Source organism: Pseudomonas sp. VI4.1, from assembly GCF_002029345.1.
In the GTDB taxonomy this organism is placed as follows: Bacteria; Pseudomonadota; Gammaproteobacteria; order Pseudomonadales; family Pseudomonadaceae; genus Aquipseudomonas.
This window is the reverse complement of the sequence record NZ_MULM01000183.1, coordinates 12,693-31,856: the sequence shown is the minus strand read 5'-3', so window position 1 is coordinate 31,856 and position 19,164 is coordinate 12,693. Positions and strand designations below refer to the sequence as shown.

Genomic DNA, 19,164 nt, shown 5'->3' with positions numbered 1-19,164 from the left:
GGAAAGCTGACAATGACTTGGACAGGTCGTCTTTTAGGCTATGGTATACGATAAACGTTTAACGTCAACCGTCAAAAAGGCCTTTCGGCGCCGGAAAAACCAGGACAGGAAATACCGGAAAGTCCAGGAAGGAAAAAGCCGATACACAGCGGAACGATATTATTGACATTGAAGATACTGTATACGATATTTTAAAAAACATCAGGTAGCGAGTCATGACTCATTCACAAATCGATTTCCCGGCAGTGATTGGCTACGTCACCCCCCTGAGCGCACGGTCCGGGGAACGACTCGATTTCAAAATTTCCTCGACCGATAATCGGGATATCAACGCCAGAGTCGTCAGACTGGACTGCTGCGACCCCAATCCACTTGGCCCAGGACTCAAAAGCACAGAAGTAGATTTCGGCCTGAACCAAAGCTATCGGGCGACCGAACAACAGACCTGCCTCGGATCATGTGCAATCGGCCCCGTACCCACTCTCCCTGACACACGAAACCTGATGCTGTCGCTGCTCATCAAACCCACACTGCTGAGCATCACCGACCAAGTGATTTTTTCGCTGCAGGATGAGACTGGATCGACGGGCGTCGTATTAGCGCTGAACAACGGGACACTGCTTTTAAAAAGGCTTGGGATGCCCACCCGCCAGGAGGTAGACCTTCATCTGGAAATCAACCGATGGAGCAAGCTGGAAATCTGCTTCGGCTTACAAAAGGTCACTATCCGTTCGACACTTCTGAACACTCGAAAAAAAACGGTCGAATCCAGTGTGCTGATGGAGGGGCTTCAAACCACTCTCAAGAACACCGATCACCTGTGTCTCGCCGCAAGCTGGAGCGGCCATCCCGTCGATTGCTTTAACGGTTCCATAGAAGCGCCCTGCCTGTGCAGCTCTCCGTTAGCCGCGACGACTGATACTGAAGTCCTCGCACGCTGGTCCTTCGCAAAGGACGTGCAGAAGCAAACGGTCGTCGATGACATTGATCCCTCGCGCCATCTCACCTTGGTCAACATGCCGATGCGCGGCGTGCGGTCTTCGGGATGGACCGGCCGAAACATGGACTGGAAAACTGCACCTGACGAATACGCAGCCATCGCCTTCCACGCCGATGACCTGAGTGACTGCCAATGGAGCACGACTCTGGCGATTCGAGTGCCCGCAGGAGTGCCGTCCGGGGTCTACGGCCTGATCGTCGACAACCCATCAGGCAACGACACTATCCCCTTCTACGTTCTGCCTGGCGCAGATTCACCCCGCCGCAAAATCCTTTTTCTGGCGCCCACATTCACCTACATGGCCTACGCGAACCATGCACGCGGAACATTCGCAGGCGCGCTACAAAACCGGGTCAGGGAATGGAACGCCTATCCCTATAATCCGGATACCGTTGGAGCCTTTGGGTACTCAAACTACAACCGCCACCCGGATGGTTCAGGGATAACCCTTTCGTCCCGACTGCGGCCGATCATGACTATGCGCCCGGGCTATCTGGTCTACCCCGATGAGAATGGCTCGGGTATGCGCGGCTTCGCATCAGACTCCCACCTGACGGACTGGTTGAAAGCCAAGGGCTTCGAGTTCGATGTCATCACAGATGAAGATCTGGATCGTGAAGGCGTCGATACCCTGGCGCACTACGATGTCGTGTTGACCGGCACCCAGCCTGAATATCACACACGCCGCACACTTGAAGCGCTGATAGCCTATCGAGAAGGCGGCGGAAAATTGATGTACCTCGGCGGCAACGGTTTCTATTGGAAAATCGGTCGAGACCCAAGCCACCCGCACATGATCGAGGTGCGTCGGGCGGAAGGCGGCATGCGAGTCTGGGCCAGCCAGCCTGGCGAGTATTACCACCAGCTCGATGGCGAGTACGGAGGCTTGTGGCGCCGCAACGGCATTGCACCACAACAAGTTTCCGGCGTGGGTTTTACCGCTGAAGGCGCCTTCGAGGGAACGTATTACGTTCGCACCCCCGAATCGTTTCGCAGTGAATTGGCCTTTCTGTTCGAGGGTATCCCCCCCGGTCAAAAAATCGGCGACTTCGGCCTTTCGGGAGGCGGCGCTGCCGGCTTCGAGATCGACCAGGTCTGTTCGGACCTGGGAACCCCGGACTTCGTGACAGTGATAGCCGCCTCCGAAGGTCATGGCCCGACCTTTGAAACCACCTTTGAAGAGCTGCTGCTTCCAGGCGTCTTTGACGGAGGCCCGCGACCTTACGGCGGAATCCGTTCCAACATCGTCTACGGCATCGACGAAAACGGCGGCGGTTTGTTCTCGGTCGGCTCCATTACGTTTTGTGGGAGCCTGTCGCACAACCACTACGACAACAACGTATCGCGCCTGCTGGAAAACTGTCTGCGCAAATTCCTTGCAGACTCACACATTACTGATGAGCCGCCGCAATGCCCGTTCCGCTCCAACCTCCCTTCAAAAGGTGAATGACGCTATGACGGACCAACAACGCTTGGTGCGCAAGGACTTCGACGAACTGACAGCGCTGCTGAAGGATGTCTTCATAAGCAATGGAACGTCTGCGCTCGTCGCTGACATTCTGTCCACCAATTGTGCAGGCTGTGAGCGAGATGGCGCCCTCAGTCACGGCATATTCCGCATGCCCGGTTATGTCGCCTCGCTGAAGACCGGCTGGGTGGATGGGCAAGCCGAACCCGGGGTGGAGGCTGTTAGCCCCTCATTCATCCGCATCGATGCCCGGAACGGGTTCGCCCAGCCAGCCCTGGCCGCAGCCGCGGGTGCCATTGATGAAGCAATCGAGCGCACCGGGGTGGTCGTCGTTGCCATCCGCAACTCCCATCACTTCAGCGCACTCTGGCCGGACGTTGAACCGTTTGCTCGCAGAGGACTGGTCGCGATCAGCTTCGTCAACGGCCTGGCCAATGTCGTCCCGCACGGCGGACACACTGCGGTTTTCGGCACCAATCCTATTGCCTTTGCGATGCCGATAGCCGAGGGCGATCCGATTGTGGTGGATCAGGCAACCAGCGTCATGGCCAACGGTGAAGTCCGGCTTCATGCGTTAGTCAACCGGCCACTTCCTCCCGACGCCGGGGTCGACAGCTCAGGTGCAGCCACCACCGACCCGCATGCAGTGCTGGACGGCGGCGCGCTGAACACATTCGGCGGATACAAGGGCTCCTCGATTGCACTCATGGTCGAATTGTTGGCCGGCGCATTGACCGGAGGGCAATTGTCGTTCGAGAACGATTTCGGTCATTGCGTTGGCGCGCAGACGCCCAAGGCCGGGCAGCTGTTGATCATTATCGATCCGGATCGCGGTAGCTCAACCTGCTTCAGTCAGCGTGCGGCAATGCTCTGCAAGCAACTGATCGACGCCGGACAGGAGCGTTTGCCGGGTGAACGTCGCTACAAGAACCGAAAAGCCGCGCAAACCCTCGGCATCCCGCTTGAACATGAGGCCTTGGCGAACTTGCGTCACCTGGCCACGCGCAGCCCCACGCTCGCACCGTGATTCTCACCACAGACACCTTCGATCCACCTCACAAGCACTGCTCTGGAACAGACATGAACGACCTATCGCGCGACACCGAAAAGCTGCAATTCCATCGATCGTTGACCCCTTCCCACATCGATCAACTGATCGCGCTTTTTCAAACCGAATGGTGGACCAAGGGGCGCAACAAAGCAGACGTGGAAAAGATGCTGCAATCCGGTGGCCCCCTCTTCGCTTTCATCGACCCGCACCACGACGAACTCGTCGCGTTCGCCCGGGCGATGACCGACGGTGTCTATAAAGCGATGATCTTCGACATCATCGTGAAGGAGACGTGGCGCGGGACGGGCCTGGGCGGCGTATTGATGAACACAGTGCTGAACGACCCCGCGCTGGTCGATATCAAACATCGCGAACTCTACTGCCTGGATGACATGGTCCCGTTCTATGAGAAATGGGGCTTTGCCACCGCAGCGGCCGGCCTGAACTTCATGCGCAAGGCAGAGGTATAACCCACGTCGGCCGCCTACCGTCACGGGAAAAAACGAGTGGCTCTGAAGGGCTCCAGGTTCTGCGCAGGCGTGCGACCGGCGACCATCTGTGCGATGAGTCGTCCGGTCGTGGCGCCCAATGTCAGGCCGAGCTGTCCATGAACAAACGCCAAGAACACATTCGATAACCGGTTACTGCGATCGATCACCGGCTTGGTGTCGGGCAGATATGGGCGGTAGCCAACACCGTATTCGACGTTGGCCATTTGCAGTCGGGGAAGGATCTTTCGCGCTTTCTCAAGAATGATGTCGGCGCGCTTGAAGTTCGGCTCGGCATTGGGCCGGGCAAACTCCATGGTGCCACCGATTTGCAGGCCGCGGGTCATCGGGCTTAAGCAGAACCCACCATCAGGCAATGTTACGGAGTGGTGTATTGTCACCTCCGGTGTCGGCAAAAGCACTTGATACCCGGCGATCCCAGCCAGTGGAATCTTTACGCCAAGTTGATGAAAAAACGCTCGCGAACCGAGACCTGCCGCAATCACCACATGATCCGCTGCGTAGCGCACACCGTTGTTGAGCGTGACGCCACTGGCATGATCGACCACCTCATCCAGTCGTTTGACCTGACCGCGTACCCGAACGCCGCCCTGATCGATAAAGCTTTGTGTCAGCGCTGCAATGAAACCTTCGGTGTCGCTGACCGAGCACCAGTCGGGGAACAGCAAGCCATGACTGAATGTACCGGCTAACGCCGGTTCAAGATCGGCTATCGCGGCGGCATCGAGTACTTCTGCCTTGAAGCCCAGGGCCGTGCGAAACGCCAAATGGGGACGTTCCTGATCGATGCCTGCGGCGGACTCGCACAAACTTGATGACCGGTTTTTCGCGCAGCAGTGCCTGCTCGGTACAGCCCTGCAGCAGCAGCGCATAATCAGCGTGGACATGATGAGTAAGGCTAGCGATATCCCGGGCAATCTCCTCCGTTTTCGCCTGCCGGGCGCACGAGAGAAACCTCATGAACCGAGCAATGCAAATTCGCCGTAGCCAGGGCCACGGCGATGTCCGTCATTTAACGGCTGGACTTACTTACGGATGCTGGTCAGCAACGACTCGCAGGCTTTGGTAATGTGCTGATACAGCAACTCGGCGGCTTTATCGGCATCGCCGTTGCGGCACGCCGCGAGAATTTGCCGATGCTCACGATCATCCACCCCGGTGCCACCGGAAAGCGTCAGCTGAATCCGCAGGTACCGCTCGATTCGGTCATTGACCGAGCGAATGAGGCCCATCAGGAACGGTCGGTTGGCATCTTCATAGAGGCAGGAATGAAACTGCCAATTGAGTTCAGCCCAGCGCGCAACGTTCGTCTCTTGCGCGAATTCATCGCAATACTTTTCGGCTCTCTTGAAGGTCGCTTCGGTCATCAGCGGCACGGACAGCTTCAGCGCGCTCGACTCCAGCATCGCTCGGACTTCGAAAATCTGCGCGATTTCCGGCTCTGAAATACTTTTGACGACAGCCCCCCGGTTGCGTTGAAACTCGACCAAACCCTCAGCTTCGAGCCGTTTAAGTGCCTCCCGCACCGGAATCTTACTGACATCGAAAAGCTTGGCGACGTCATCCTGGCGAATCGGTTCGCCTTCGTCAAAATCACCGCTGATAATTGCCTCGCGAATATGGTTGGCGATGATGTCGGACGCCGTTGGCGCGAAACCAAGTGATGGCAGATCTACAGGATTTAGGGGCAATTTGGACTCCACGTACGCAATCGGAAGGACACGATCAAATAACGTATTCTATATCAGATCACAGCTTACCATTGGCCGATCTGTCAGCTGACGCCACCTCGCTTAGGGTGGCTATGGCTGATCAGCTCCTAAAACACGGTTGACATTATCATTTACGTATACGATATTCAATGAACGCTTTGACTTACCCGCTGCCATGCATCGCGCTGCATAACCTGGGCTACACCCCCATACAAAAAACAAAAAGAGAAGCTCTGCATGCAAAGCCAGAAAAAAACCGCTGACGATAAATTGCAGAGATACAGAGGCATTAACGGAGTCGGCGTGCATCAGCAACACGTACAGAAAACCGCCAGGCGTGATGACACCAGATCCGTCACCCACGACTTGGCGTGGGTCCCCAGCGCCAATGAACACATGCTGATTCTTTGATACGGGTTTAACGCAAACCGCGCCTTTGAACCTCGCGGTTCGAACACTCAGGAGAACCCTGGAATGCCAATAGTAAAGATTGAAATGCTCGCCGGGCGGCAGGACGAGAAAAAGCACCAACTGGCGCGCGAAATTACTGCGGCCTTCGCCAGAATCCTTGGCTCTGCGCCCAAGGACGTGACCATTGTCTTCACGGATGTGGCGACTTCTGACTGGGTGATCGCCGGTGAGCCGCTTAGTGCTTTAGCGACGGTTTGCCCGCCGCCGCAACGATGAAATCAATCATCAAATGGCAGCTTTGATTGCTGAAAACAGATCCCGCAAGCGCTGCATTTTCCCTTCTACAATGTCGAGTGTCTCTCATGTATTTGAATGCCCAGCAACTGGCCAACGCACTGCCTTGGGACGCATTGATGGACGCGTTGTCCGAGATTTTCACCCGCACCGTGCACTCGCCTGTGCGTCATCATCACAAAATTGAAGTACCAGGCGACCCCGCCGCCATGCTGCTGCTGATGCCGGCCTGGATCGAAGGTGAATACCTGGGGGTCAAACAAGTCACCGTGTTCCCCGGCAACAATGCCAAAGGTCAGCCAGGCCTCAGCAGTCACTATCTCCTGAGCTGCGCAAAAACCGGTGTACCCCTGGGTCAGTTTGACGGTAACGAACTGACGGCCCGTCGCACTGCCGCAGCGTCTGCCCTGGCGTCACGTTATCTGTCGCGTGCCAACTCGAAACGCTTGCTAATGGTTGGGGCTGGCCGCATGGGACGTTATCTGGTCAGTGCTCACCGCTCGGTTCGCGATCTGGAAGAGGTGCTGGTTTATGACCTCAATATCGAACCAGCAAGAGCATTCGCCAGCGACCTCCGCGACCAGGGACTCCAGGCGCAGGCGGTGACACTCCAAGAACTGCCCACTGCCGCCGCGGTCGCCGACATCATTAGCTGCGCGACGTTGGCCACCGAACCGGTGATCAAGGGCCAGTGGTTGCAGCCGGGAGTGCATCTGGATCTGGTCGGCAGCTTCACTCCGACCATGCGTGAAGTCGACGACGATGTCGCGGCACGCTGCAGCATATTCGTGGACACACGCGAAGGCGCTCTCGCAGAGACCGGTGACCTGATCCAGCCAATTCGCAGCGGCGTCATCACCGAAGCCGATGTCATCGCCGAGTTCAGCGAACTGTGCGCTGAAAAACATGCCGGCCGCTCCGCCCTCAAGGAGCCCGCCCAGGCCATGACGATGTTCAAGTCGGTTGGCGCGTCAGTAGAGGATCTCGCGGCGGCGATCTTGGCTTACCAGCGGAGTACGACTGCCAACTGACCCATGACGCGGTCAAGCATGAATAATCTGTGGTACCTGGAAGTACGTCGAATCAATTGATGATTCATGTTCACAACACCTTTGTTTAGATCAACGTTCTCCCCATGGATGGCTGAGGGGATACTTACGAGCGTAAGTCGTGCCACTCGAAGCCTGTTGCCGGATTGAAATAGTTTCAATCCGGCCATTCATGAGGACTCCCGATGCAAACTGATTTCGCCGCCTGGTCCTGGACCGCTGGTCGAGGTATCGACGGATTACAACCGATCCGCAAACCCCTTGTGCAACCTGGCCCAGGTGAGGTTCTGATTGCCAACCGAGCGCTGGCGCTCAACCCGGTGGACTGGAAAATCATCGAATGGGGTCACCCTGCCTGGAACACCGGCCACGTGCCGGGCGTGGATGGCATGGGCGTAGTGGTTGCCTGCGGTGCCGGAGTGCCAATCAAACCGGGGACTCGCGTGGCGTATCACCAGTCACTGGAGCGCGATGGCAGTTTTGCCGAGTTCTGTTTGCTCGATTGGGCGACCGTAATGACGGTGCCGGCCGCGCTAGATGACGCCATCGCCGCGTCATTCCCCTGCCCTGGCCTGACAGCCTGGCAAGCATTGGACAAAGTTCCGGTTAGCGGGCCGAGTGACATGTTGGTAGTCGGTGCAGGTGGCGCGGTGGGCCTGCTATTGGTACAACTGGCAGTGCAACGCGGTTGCCGAGTGTGGGCCACGGCGGGCACAAAGCATCATGCGAACTTGAAAGCGCTGGGTGCCGTTGGCGTATTCGACTACCAGGACCGCAACTGGCAGCAAAACCTTCAAGCTAGCCTGGGTGAGCGTCGCCTCAAGGTTGTTTTCGATACTGTCAGTGGCGCGCATGCAGCGGCGCTGGCACCTCTGCTGGGTTATAACGGTCATCTGGTGTGCATTCAGGATCGGCAGGAAACTGCACCGCTGCCGGCCTTCAGCACCGCGATTTCCTTGCATGAGGTTGCGCTCAACAGCTTCCATTCCTACGCAAGCCCGGGCGATCGACAACGGCTTCGAGACGCTGGCGAACACCTTCTCGAAAGCATGCTGGGCGGTCGCCTGACACTACCTGAACGTCGGATCTTTGATTTTCGTAACCTTCCTGAAGCCCTGCTGGCTCTCAAGCAAGGTGGCGAAGGTGGAAAATGGATTGCCCTGTTGAACGAGTCAGGCGTCACGCCTTCCGGACAGCCGTAAAAAGAAATCGCCCGAGGCTCTTTTAGGGAGCACTCGGGCGACAGATCAGCATGACCGAACGGAGGCGCTCTGGTTAAACCTCCGCGAGATTTTCCTTTTTCTCCAACCAATCGATCATCAGCTCACCCCAAGCGATGTCCGCTTGCATCGCGTCTTTGGCCTTGGTCGAATCCCGGGTGCGCAAACCTTCCAGTACTTCGAAATGCTTGTGTTTGGCACTGGCCAGCTCCCGCTTGGGGACCTCGGCGTGAAACCGGCTCAGCAGCGGCCCCATGATAACCCACATATTTTCGAGTGTTTTCGACACCACAGGCATGCGTGCCGCAGAGATCAACCCGAAGTGAAACTCCCGGTTGAGCAACGCTGCTTGTTTGTAATCGACCGTTACCGCTTTCTGGAACGCATCCTGAATGGCTTCGAGTTTCTCCAGTTCAGGTCGGGTGATCCGCTGGGCCGCTACACCCGCCGCCTCGCCTTCCAGCAAATGGCGGATCAGCTGGATTTCACGCAACTGGCTGACCGTCAGCTCCGGCACATAAATCGAGGTCGCGGCTTTCATGTCTAGCGCATGGTCGCTGACCAGACGGAAAATAGCTTCCCGCACGGGGGTGATCGAAACACCGAACTCTTCGGCCAGTGTGCTGATGCGCAACCGGTCTCCGGGTTGGTATTGCCCGTCCATCAACGCGGTGCGGATGATGGAATACACCCGTTCGCTCAAGTTGCCTTTATCAATGGGCTTATGCACGGTCACTGTTACTCGATCTCCAGGGTCGATTACTGTGCGTCGGGCGACAGACTTGTGAATCTGCCGACCTGAAACGTCGATAACGCATCATACATCATCAACTTGCGCCTGCCACTCCGGCTGACGACTTGCTTATATGCGTGCATCGCGCCGACCGACGCCTTGCAACAACACCGCGATGACGATAATCGCGCCTTTGATGATCTGTTGTGGATAGGCCGGCACACTCAGCAAGTTCATGATGTTGCCGATCAACCCCAACACCAACACACCCACGACGGTGTAGAAAATCGTGCCTTTGCCACCGGACAGCAGTGCCCCTCCGATCACGCAAGCGGCGATGGCGTCCAGTTCCAGGGCCATGCCGGCACTGGGTGTGGCTACACCTGAGCGCGAAGCAATCACCACCCCGGCCAATGCTGCCAGGCCGCCGCAAATACCATAGGCGGCCAGTTTGTAGCGCTCCACCGGAATACCCGCCAGGCGCACAGCGGTTTCATTGCTGCCACTGGCAATGGTCAGGCGGCCATAGGCGTTGTAGCGCAGGATCAAGGCAAAGACCACCGTCACCAGCCCCGCCAGCCACACCGGCCACGGGATCCCCAGCACGCCGTCGGCCAACCGGCCGAAATCACGTAACAGCTGGGCACTGACCAGTCTGTCATCCAGCCGTTGTGGCTGACCGTTGGACAGGATGAACGCAAGGCCACGAGCAACCGTCATCATGGCCAAGGTCGCGATAAAAGGGGCCATGCGGAAGTACGCGATAAAGGTGCCTGTCACCAGTCCCATCAGGACACCGGCCGCCACCGCAATCGCCACAGCCAGCAGCAACCCGAAACCACCTTCAACCGGAAGCACATTGAGGGTCATCGCAACCACGATTCCACCCACGGCAGCGACCGAGGCAACGGACAAATCGATGCCCGCTGTCAGGATCACAATCAACATGCCGATGCTGACCAGCAGCAACGGCGTCAATTGGCGCAACAGGTTGCCGAGGTTCTGATACGTGAAGAAGTCCGCCGAGAGCACGCTGGCGACGGCGGCCAGTACCACCAGCATCACCAGCGCGTTGTGTTCTAGAAACAGACGCTGTAACGAACGACGGCCTGCCCGGCTTTCTCGAGCGTGATTGTTTTCCTGCAAAAGCTCGGCCTCGGCCAGCTTGGAATTAGGGTTACTCATGGTGCTCGACTCCCATTGCCAGGCAAATCATTTCTTGTTCTTTAATGCGCTCGCCCACCAGTTCGCCAGCGATCGCGCCTTCTCGCATCACCAGCACGCGATCACACATGCCGATGATTTCAATCATTTCCGAAGAGACCATGATGATCGCCACGCCCTGTTCAGCGAGGTCATTGATGACCCGGTAGATTTCCGTTTTCGCGCCCACATCCACGCCACGGGTAGGCTCGTCGAGAATCAGCACGCGGCAGCCCGCATCGACCCACTTCATCAGGGCGACTTTTTGTTGATTACCCCCTGACAGGTCACCGACCAACTGCTCGATCGAATGCGTCTTGACCGCCAGTTGCTGGCGCAAGGCTTCGATACCCTGGGTCTCCCGGCCATTGGCAATCCAGCCCATACGCCCGGTATAAGGACTGTCGGGACGCAGCGCGCCGTTGACCCGTATAGACATCTCCAGCAACACGCCTTGTTGCTTGCGGTCCTCGGGCAACAGGCCGATGCCATTGGTAATGGCTTCCCGTGGTGTTCGGTTGTGGATCTCCCGGCCGTCGAGGTACAGCGCGCCGGAGGTTTTCCGATCAGCCCCGAAGATCGCGCGCATGGTTTCGGTACGTCCGGCACCGACCAGTCCACAAAAGCCGAGGACTTCACCCGCCCGTACCTCAAAGCTCACATCGCGCACCTGACGTCCCGCGCACAGGTGCTCGACCTTTAGTAACACCTCGCCGATCTGTGATTTGCGCGCCGGGAACAGGTCACTCAACTCGCGACCAATCATCATCTCGATCAAGCCACGCTCGGTAATGTCAGCCAGTTCTAGCGTACCGACCGTCTTGCCGTCCTTGAGCACCGTGGCGCGATCGCAGATCCGGAAGATTTCATCCATGCGGTGCGAGACGTAAACAATGCACACACCTTTGCGGCGCAATTCATCGAGGATTTTGAACAGCTTCTCGGCCTCATGGGAGGTGAGCACTGCCGTCGGTTCATCGAAGACCAGTACCGACGAGTTACGCGACAGTGCCTTGCAGATCTCCACCGCTTGCTGGTACGCCACCGGCAAACTGCCAACCGGTTGGCGCACATCGATATCGCTGAAACCCAGTTCATCGAGAATCGCCCGGGCTTTTTTGCGCATTGCGGCCCACTGGACAAATCCCTTGCTCTTGCCCAGATCGTCGATGCAGATGTTCTCGGCCACCGATAAATGCGGGGCCAGGGCAAACTCCTGGTAGATAATCGAAATACCCAGCTTGAGCGCATCACCGGGTTTGCGGATATCGACTTTCTCGCCGTTCAGGCTGACCCCGCCGGCATCGCGCACGTAGGCCCCGGAAAGGATCTTCATCAAGGTTGATTTGCCGGCGCCGTTCTCGCCCATCAGTGCGTGGATTTCCCCCGCACGGGCCGAAAAATTCGCGCTGTTCAGGGCACTGATACCTCCGAACTTTTTCGAGATGTCGAGCATCTCTACGGCAGGTTTGTGCATCGCGTTCATTGTGTTCACCGTCTATAAACTGTCGCCATTCGAGCTGTGGCCGCCGTCAAACACAGCAGCCACAGGCCGGTTCAACCGTGCGAAATTACTTCATCGCGGTTTTGATCTGCTCGATGGAGCGGAACGGCGGGACGGTTTCGGTGGATGGCGGCAAGCTGTCGGCCTTGATGTAGGTGTCGACGTTGTCCGGTGTGATCAGCGTGACCGGGAAGTACGACGCTAACGGCAGGTTGTTGGCATCCAGTCCCTTGTCGAGAATCTGGTGGATCAACTCGATGGCGGCCACACCGGTTTCCGAACCGCTGTTGGTGGCACTTACCAGCAACTTGCCTTGCTTGATCAAGTCCAGCGCCACGCGAAAGCTGCCGGCGGCGGAAGCGACCATGACGCTGTTTTTCTTACCGGCATTTTCCAGGGCATTGATCGCGCCAATGGCAATGAAGTCGTTCTCTGCCAAGACCAGATTGAGTTTGTCACCCTGGGACGAAAGGATGTCTTCCGTGGCCGCCAGACCACCCTCTTCGGTCCAGTCGCCACGACCCCAGGCGAGTACGTTGAAGCCACCTTCCGGCCAGCTAAAGCTGCCCTTGGCCTTGACCTGCTGGAACAGCTTGAAGCCCTTGAGCATTGCGTCTTCTTTGGAAAGGCCCAGCTTCCGCTCTTGCGAGCGCGCATAAACGATCCCGGAGATCATGCCGTTGAGTCGGCTTTCGGAGGTCGAGTTGCCCATCACCCCAATGACCATGGCGGCGTTGATCACCTTGGCCGGATCGGTCTTGGCCGAAACGTAACGCCCTGCCTCGAATCCACTGCCGTACGGATTGCCGGTGCTGGTGGTGATCACCGGCGCGCGGGCGTCCGGCGCGGTGCCGACGGTGATCACCGGAATGCCGGCTGCCACTGCCCGCTCGACATCCGACACAGAACCGAGGACATCGGTAGGATCGATCACGATCAGATCGACGCCCAGGGTAATGAAGTTATCGACCTGGGCACTCTGCTTGGCGACATCGCTGTCAGCCACTTGCAGCTCAATATCGTAGTTGTACTTCTTCGCGATGGTTTTCGAGTCGTCGATCATCGAGACAAACCAGGGGTTGCCGAGGGTGATTTCAGTCCAGCCGATACGCAAACGCTCGCCCTTCTTTTTCAGTGGCAAGGCTTTGTTGATCGAGGTGCGATCCGGCATGTCAGGATCAATCACGCCCGACAATGCGGTGTTGGGCATCAAACTGTAGATTTCATGCTTGGGAGCCGCCCAGGCGTGGGTGCCGATGAGGCTCGCCAGGGCCAATGTGGTGATCGAACGAACAGCTGACAGCTTCATAATTATTATTCTCCAGTGCGCTGATTTTGATCGGTGATGCAGGTGCTGTTCGTTTCGAACAGCACCGGTTTCTCGTTTAAGGCTCAGGCCTGCAAATCGATCCAGGCGGATTTGAGTTCCGAGTACTTGTCCAGCGCGTGCAGCGAGCGGTCACGCCCGTTGCCCGATTGCTTGTATCCGCCAAACGGCATGGTGATATCGCCACCGTCGAAGCAGTTGACCCAGACGCTGCCGGCGCGCAGCGAGCGGATGATCGAGTGGGCACGGGACAGGTCGCTGGTCCAGAGACTGGCGGCCAGGCCATAGGGCGAATCGTTGGCGATGCGCACGGCGTCCAGGTGATCCTTGGCGTTGATCACCGACAGCACTGGCCCGAATATTTCTTCCCGGGCGATGGTCATGTCGTTCGTGACGTTGTCGAAGATCGTCGGCGGGATGAAGAAACCATCGGCCAAGGCGCCGCTGGCACGTTCACCACCGAGGATGATGCGGGCGCCCTCTTCCGACCCCTTCTTGATGTAACCGAGCACGCGATCCATCTGCGCCTTGTCGACCATGGCACCCAACTGCGTGGCCGGGTCGAGCGGGTCGCCGATGGCGATGGTCCGCGCCACCTTCAAGACTTCGGCAACAAACTCGTTGCGAATGCCTTGCTCGACAATTAGGCGCGAAGGCGCCACACACACTTCTCCCTGGTTGAAAAACATGGATCTGGCAGCGGTGGTGGCGGCTTTTTCCAGGTCGCGACAGTCATTGAGAATGATGTTCGGGGTCTTGCCGCCACACTCCAGCCAAACCCGTTTCATGTTCGACTGGCCGGAGTACTGCAGGAACAATTTGCCGACTTCACCGGAGCCGGTGAACACAAGCGTATCGACATCCATGTGCAGGCCCAGGGCACGGCCAGCGGTAGGACCGAACCCCGGCAGCACGTTGAACACACCCGGTGGAATGCCCGCCTGCGCGGCCAGTTCGGCGATACGCAGTGCAGTCAACGGCGATTGTTCGGCCGGTTTGAGGATTACCGAGTTACCCATCGCCAGGGCCGGGGCAACTTTCCACATCGCCATCAGCATCGGGAAATTCCACGGGGTCACGGCAGCGACCACGCCAATAGCTTCGCGGGTAATCATGCCCAGCGCGCCCGGTCCCGATGGGGCGATTTCGTCGTAGACCTTGTCGCAGCATTCGGCGTACCACTGCAGGCATTCGAGCACCGCATGTACATCGAAACCGGCGCTTTCGGACACGGGTTTGCCCATGTCCAACGTCTCGAGCAATGCCAGTTCGGTCATGTGCTGCTCGAACAACGCCGCAAAACGCAGCATGACTTTTTTGCGCTCCTTGGGTGCCAGTTGCGACCACACGCCGCTATCGAACGCCTGGCGGGCGATCTTCACGGCGACGTCGACGTCTTCGGCCTGGCAGGACGCGACGTAATTCAGCACCTGACCGTTGCGCGGGGAAATATTGGCAAAAGTTTCTCCACTCAGGGCGTCGACAAAACGGCCATTGATGAAGGCTTGCCCTGGCAGGTTCAGGGTGGCGACACGCTGCTGGACCGCAGCGATATCAACGAGAGTGTTCATGCTGTTGCGTCTCCTTTTTTTGGTTTTAGGCGTAGCCGCCCAATGACGATATATCATGCATTATTAAAATCACAAGCGAAGGAATGGCCTGAATCAGGGTGTTTTCTTCACAAGTTCTGTTCGCTAAACCGCGTAATACTTTAGAAACTGACCTCGGTTTTCAGCCCGAACACCACCACGCTTTTATCCCCACTCAGCCCGCCAGGATTGACGACGTATTGCACGTTGGGCCGCAGGGTCAGGGCCGGTGTCACGCTGACGCCGTAGTACAACTCCATCGGGTATTCAGTGTCCGGTGCCGCTGAGGTGTAGCCATTTGCCTGGCGGATACGCTTCGCGGATTTTTCATTCACTTCAAGCCGACCGATCGCCACACCGATTTCATCCTGTGGCCGCCCAGCAAAAGGACCGCTGATAAACGCACCGGCGTGCCAGACCTTTTCCACGTAGGACACATCGCGATCCGATTGAATGAAGTTGGCGAACAGGGTCAAGCCACGGGCGCTGTTGCTCGGGTCCTGATAAACCCGCTGTTCGGCCATGGCGTAGTAGCCGCTGGCTTGTTCGTGCTGATCGGGTGCATTGCCGGTCAGTCCGATGGGCTGACCATTGACGTCGCGATAGACATCGTTGAAATCACCGGTATTGCGCCAGATGCCCGCCCGATAGCTGCCAGGCAAACCGTTGAGCGTCGGCGTCCAGGCCAATTCGCCCACGGCCAGATACCCGGTGGTGCCCGAGGGACTGCCGAAGTTCAGGCCCTGGGCGTTTTCGGTAAAGCGTGGATTGACCTGATACAGCGACGCGTTGAGGGACAACTCATCAGTCAGTTTCCCCGCCACAGCCGCGCCCCATTGGCTGACGGGCCAAGTGAACCAGTTCGGCGTGATGTAACCGGGCACCGTGCCGCAGAAGGTCAGGTTTTGAAACTTGCAGGAAAACGGAAAGACATCGCCACTCATGGGCAAGCGACCGAGTTTCACCACCAGTCGATCGTCCAATAACGCCTGCTGGTAATAGAACTGCACCAGACGGGTGACACTGCCATAGCCGTAGATTTCCTGGGCGGCCAGCAAGGTGTTGGTCCCGGCCTCGGCCGTCAGGCTTTCGCCGTTACGATCGCTGAGGGTCATACGAAAACTCGCGCCCTGCCAGCCGAACAGCTTCTGCAAATCGAAATTGGTGTCAACCATCAGCTGATCGCTGTAAGTCCCTTTGTGCTCGTCGCCGCCCTGGGTGTTGTAGGCCAGTTCGTTGACGTAAGTTAGCTGGAAATCCACGCCCTGCTCGTGCAAGCGAGTACGTTCACCGTTCCAGTCCCCCAGCAGAAAATTATTCGGCGAGTAACTAGCTGCATGAGCACCCGGTAATACGCAGGCGCTCAAAAGTCCGACGGCAACTATCGTTTTGTTGGTCATTATTATTGTTCCCGAAACTATTTTTATTGTTGGTCTTAGTGTTTTTCGAGCATGCAAAATCCCGCCGACCCAACTAACGGATCGGTCGAACAACGTTCTTCAAAATGGCGTGACAGACACTTCGGTTAGAAACACATTTTCACGATGTCGGCGACCTCCTCTTTGCTGTTGATCTTCTTCGGATGACAGGCCAGGTCCTGGTTGAAACTGGTCCAAACGGTTTGTGCAAAGTCATCGATCTGCTCCGGGCGCAAACCGTAGCTGCTGAAGGTGTCAGTGACGCCCAAGGTGGCGAACAGTTTTTTCAGGACGTCGGGAAGGCACTCGGCGCGTTCAATCTCGGAGAGGCCCAGCGTCGAAGGATCAAGAATCCCGGCCACACGCGCGAACTTGTCGGCACACACCGGCAGCGTCCAGCCAATCACGTACGGCGTACTGGCCGCGACCGTGCCACCGTGAGGCGCGTCGGTCATCGCTCCCAACGGTTGGCCAAGAGCGTGGGATACCGTAACGCCGGCACTGGCAATGGCCATGCCGCCCAAGGTCGAGGCAAAGGCCATTTGCGCACGCGCTTCAAGGTCATCGCCATGCTCGACGCAACGCCGGGCATTGGCCGCGAACAACCGAATCGACTCCAGGGCGACCATTTCCACCCACGGCGTGGAGTGAATGCTGATGTAAGCCTCTAACGCGTGGCAGAAGGTGTCGACAGCGGTCAACGCGGTCAGTTTCGGCGGCTTAGAAACCAGAATCTGGGGATCGATCAAGGCCACGTCGGGGTAAATGAACGGGTTGACGATGGCGCACTTCAGGCCCAGTTCAGGATTGTTGATCACCGCAAAAGGCGTGGCTTCAGTCCCGGTCCCGGAGGTGGTGGGCACAACCAGTAATGGTAACCCACGGCTTTGTGGTCGGGTGACCGTCTCACCCAACCGCTCGGTGTAGTCCCAGCAGGAACCACCGTGCACGGCAACGAAAGCCACGGCTTTGGCCGAGTCGATGGCACTGCCGCCCCCGACCGCGACGACCACATCGCAACCGGCATTGCGAACCTGCTCCACCGCGCGATCGATCGTGGTATGTCGAGGGTTGGGCACAATGTCGTAGAACTCGAGAAACTCAATGCCGCGGTCGGTAAAACTGCCGGAAATTTGCGCCACCAGGTCACTGCCCTGAAGAAACGGGTCAACCATCAAAAAGACCTTTTTGCCGAACGGCTCGACCTTTTCACCCATGCGTTTGATCGCCCCGACTTCGAAATCCAGGGTCAACGGCAGACTTGCCTGAAATGCTTTCATCAGATCACCTTTTGGTTGTGGAAAGTGCGCTGCCAACGGTCTCAACCGACCAGCAACGATCCGCCTTTTTTATAGAGTTCGCCCAGATCGCTCGCCGCGATCAGGGCCGCTTCCATTTCATCGAAAGTGACTTCGAACGGTTCGACCTTGCTGGTCTGATTGGGGTCGGCAGCAGTGCGCGCCACGCAATCGAGTTCTTGCGCGGTGATATCGGCCAAGCCCAGGTCTTCGAAGGTAACCGGCAAACCGATACTCAGGCAGAACCTCAGCACCGTATCCAGCTCACGACTGGATTTGCCTTCCAGCACCAGCATCACCAGAACGCCGAAGGCCACGTACTCGCCGTGGTACATCGTCGCCCGGGCACCCAGTTCACTGAACCCGCAATACACCGCATGGGCTGTCGCCACGCCGTTGCTCTCAAAGCCGATGCCACTCATCAGCGCATTGGCTTCAACCACGCGGTTGAAGGCTTTGGTCACGCATTGGTTTTCCGCGGCGCGCCTGGCTTGCAGGCCATCCTCCAGCAGTACCCGATAACACAGCTCAGCAATGGCCATTGAGGTCAGCGTCGACTTGGCACCGCCGCCGCCCGCCTTCATCCCGGCACCGGCGTTACCGAGAAAATTGTCCCGGTCCGACTCGACACAGGTGCGTGCTTCGAAATACGTCGACAGTGCATCGCCCATTCCGGCCACTAACAGGCGCACCGGGGCTTGGGCGATGATCCAGGTATCGACCACCACCACATCCGGGCTGCGTTCATAGAAAAGGACGTCATCAAACGCTCCCGCTTCGGTGTACAGCACCGAGAGTGAACTGGTGGGGGCGTCGTTGGAAACGATGGTAGGCACGATGCACAGCGGCACCTTGGCCTGATTGGCAACGGCTTTGGCGGCGTCAAGCACCTTGCCGCCACCGACACCAATCACCCCGTCGCATTCAAGGGCGTTGATGCTCGCCGTAAGCCGCTGGATTTCTTCGCGGGTCACCTCACCGGCAAAAATCCCATAGTGCAGTTGAGTATGCTCGGCGTCGAAACTGGCACCGAGTGTCTGTTTCAGACTGTCGAGGCGCCCCTGAGTGGTGATCACCAGAAACCGTCGACCGAACCAGGCCACATGCCTGTGCAGTCGATCGAGTTCTTTGTAGCCCTGGATGTAGCGGCCGGGTGCAGCAAACATTTGAGTCATGGTCATCATCATCCTGGCCTCGTCGTGGAGGCTTTTTTTATTGCTTTGAGGACGTTTGCGAGAGACTCATCCCTCGGCTGATAGATGATATATCATATTTGATTTTCGACTACCAACTGCTTTTTTTGCGAAAACCACGGCACACAAAACCGGGATTGACGCTTGGGGGGCACGAAGATATATGATGCATGAAAACAAGAACA

15 protein-coding genes and 1 pseudogene are annotated in these 19,164 nt (G+C 57.6%); 6 read left to right on the top strand and 10 right to left on the bottom strand.

Annotated features, from left to right (window positions below):
• The first annotated feature begins 215 nt into the window (after positions 1 to 215).
• Genes BZ163_RS31075 through BZ163_RS31065 form a run of 3 tightly spaced genes read left to right on the top strand, consistent with a single transcriptional unit; the run spans position 216 to position 3,989 of the window.
• On the top strand, positions 216 to 2,450 hold the full coding sequence (locus BZ163_RS31075) for a N,N-dimethylformamidase beta subunit family domain-containing protein (protein WP_218190536.1): 2,235 nt from the start codon (positions 216 to 218) through the stop codon (positions 2,448 to 2,450).
• 4 nt (positions 2,451 to 2,454) lie between these two features.
• Positions 2,455 to 3,495: an Ldh family oxidoreductase gene (locus BZ163_RS31070; protein WP_128874122.1), complete on the top strand. Its 1,041-nt coding sequence runs from the start codon at positions 2,455 to 2,457 to the stop codon at positions 3,493 to 3,495.
• Between the two features lie 53 nt (positions 3,496 to 3,548).
• Positions 3,549 to 3,989 carry a GNAT family N-acetyltransferase gene (locus BZ163_RS31065; RefSeq protein ID WP_128874121.1) on the top strand — a complete coding sequence of 147 codons (441 nt, stop codon included), beginning with the start codon at positions 3,549 to 3,551 and terminating at the stop codon, positions 3,987 to 3,989.
• A 20-nt stretch (positions 3,990 to 4,009) separates the two neighbouring features.
• Here the strand turns inward: BZ163_RS31065 and BZ163_RS31060 are convergent, their stop codons facing one another.
• Entirely contained in the window at positions 4,010 to 4,945 is a 936-nt protein-coding gene (locus tag BZ163_RS31060) for an FAD-binding oxidoreductase (RefSeq protein WP_256579175.1), read from the bottom strand.
• A gap of 108 nt (positions 4,946 to 5,053) precedes the next feature.
• The gene (locus BZ163_RS31055; protein WP_128874120.1) at positions 5,054 to 5,719 is read right to left on the bottom strand and encodes a GntR family transcriptional regulator; all 666 of its coding nucleotides are present in this window, start codon (positions 5,717 to 5,719) and stop codon (positions 5,054 to 5,056) included.
• 462 nt (positions 5,720 to 6,181) lie between these two features.
• Here BZ163_RS31055 and BZ163_RS31050 point away from each other — a divergent pair.
• The 3 genes and pseudogenes from BZ163_RS31050 to BZ163_RS31040 all read left to right on the top strand — a co-directional run.
• A pseudogene (locus BZ163_RS31050) lies at positions 6,182 to 6,427 on the top strand (4-oxalocrotonate tautomerase family protein); the annotation flags it as partial.
• An 86-nt stretch (positions 6,428 to 6,513) separates the two neighbouring features.
• Complete coding sequence (locus BZ163_RS31045; RefSeq protein ID WP_128874118.1) at positions 6,514 to 7,476, top strand: ornithine cyclodeaminase family protein; 963 nt, start codon at positions 6,514 to 6,516, stop codon at positions 7,474 to 7,476.
• A gap of 203 nt (positions 7,477 to 7,679) precedes the next feature.
• Positions 7,680 to 8,696 (top strand): zinc-binding dehydrogenase, encoded by a 1,017-nt coding sequence (locus tag BZ163_RS31040; protein ID WP_128874117.1) that lies wholly within the window; start codon positions 7,680 to 7,682, stop codon positions 8,694 to 8,696.
• A gap of 73 nt (positions 8,697 to 8,769) precedes the next feature.
• Here BZ163_RS31040 and BZ163_RS31035 read toward each other — a convergent pair whose 3' ends face one another.
• From BZ163_RS31035 to BZ163_RS31000, 8 genes are all read right to left on the bottom strand, one after another.
• A complete protein-coding gene (locus tag BZ163_RS31035; RefSeq protein WP_256579174.1) occupies positions 8,770 to 9,444 on the bottom strand; it encodes a GntR family transcriptional regulator in 675 nt (224 codons plus the stop codon).
• 132 nt (positions 9,445 to 9,576) lie between these two features.
• Entirely contained in the window at positions 9,577 to 10,632 is a 1,056-nt protein-coding gene (locus tag BZ163_RS31030; RefSeq protein WP_128874115.1) for an ABC transporter permease, read from the bottom strand.
• Positions 10,625 to 12,136, bottom strand: a complete 1,512-nt coding sequence (locus BZ163_RS31025) for a sugar ABC transporter ATP-binding protein (protein WP_128874114.1) — start codon at positions 12,134 to 12,136, stop codon at positions 10,625 to 10,627. Before BZ163_RS31025 ends, BZ163_RS31030 begins: the two co-directional genes overlap by 8 nt.
• A gap of 85 nt (positions 12,137 to 12,221) precedes the next feature.
• Entirely contained in the window at positions 12,222 to 13,463 is a 1,242-nt protein-coding gene (locus tag BZ163_RS31020) for a sugar ABC transporter substrate-binding protein (protein WP_128874113.1), read from the bottom strand.
• An 83-nt stretch (positions 13,464 to 13,546) separates the two neighbouring features.
• Positions 13,547 to 15,052 carry an aldehyde dehydrogenase gene (locus BZ163_RS31015; RefSeq protein ID WP_128874112.1) on the bottom strand — a complete coding sequence of 502 codons (1,506 nt, stop codon included), beginning with the start codon at positions 15,050 to 15,052 and terminating at the stop codon, positions 13,547 to 13,549.
• Positions 15,053 to 15,192: 140 nt separating this feature from the next.
• On the bottom strand, positions 15,193 to 16,470 hold the full coding sequence (locus BZ163_RS31010; RefSeq protein WP_128874111.1) for a carbohydrate porin: 1,278 nt from the start codon (positions 16,468 to 16,470) through the stop codon (positions 15,193 to 15,195).
• 125 nt (positions 16,471 to 16,595) lie between these two features.
• Positions 16,596 to 17,768 carry an iron-containing alcohol dehydrogenase gene (locus BZ163_RS31005; protein ID WP_128874110.1) on the bottom strand — a complete coding sequence of 391 codons (1,173 nt, stop codon included), beginning with the start codon at positions 17,766 to 17,768 and terminating at the stop codon, positions 16,596 to 16,598.
• 41 nt (positions 17,769 to 17,809) lie between these two features.
• Positions 17,810 to 18,961 (bottom strand): glycerol dehydrogenase, encoded by a 1,152-nt coding sequence (locus BZ163_RS31000; RefSeq protein ID WP_128874109.1) that lies wholly within the window; start codon positions 18,959 to 18,961, stop codon positions 17,810 to 17,812.
• Positions 18,962 to 19,164: the final 203 nt, after the last annotated feature.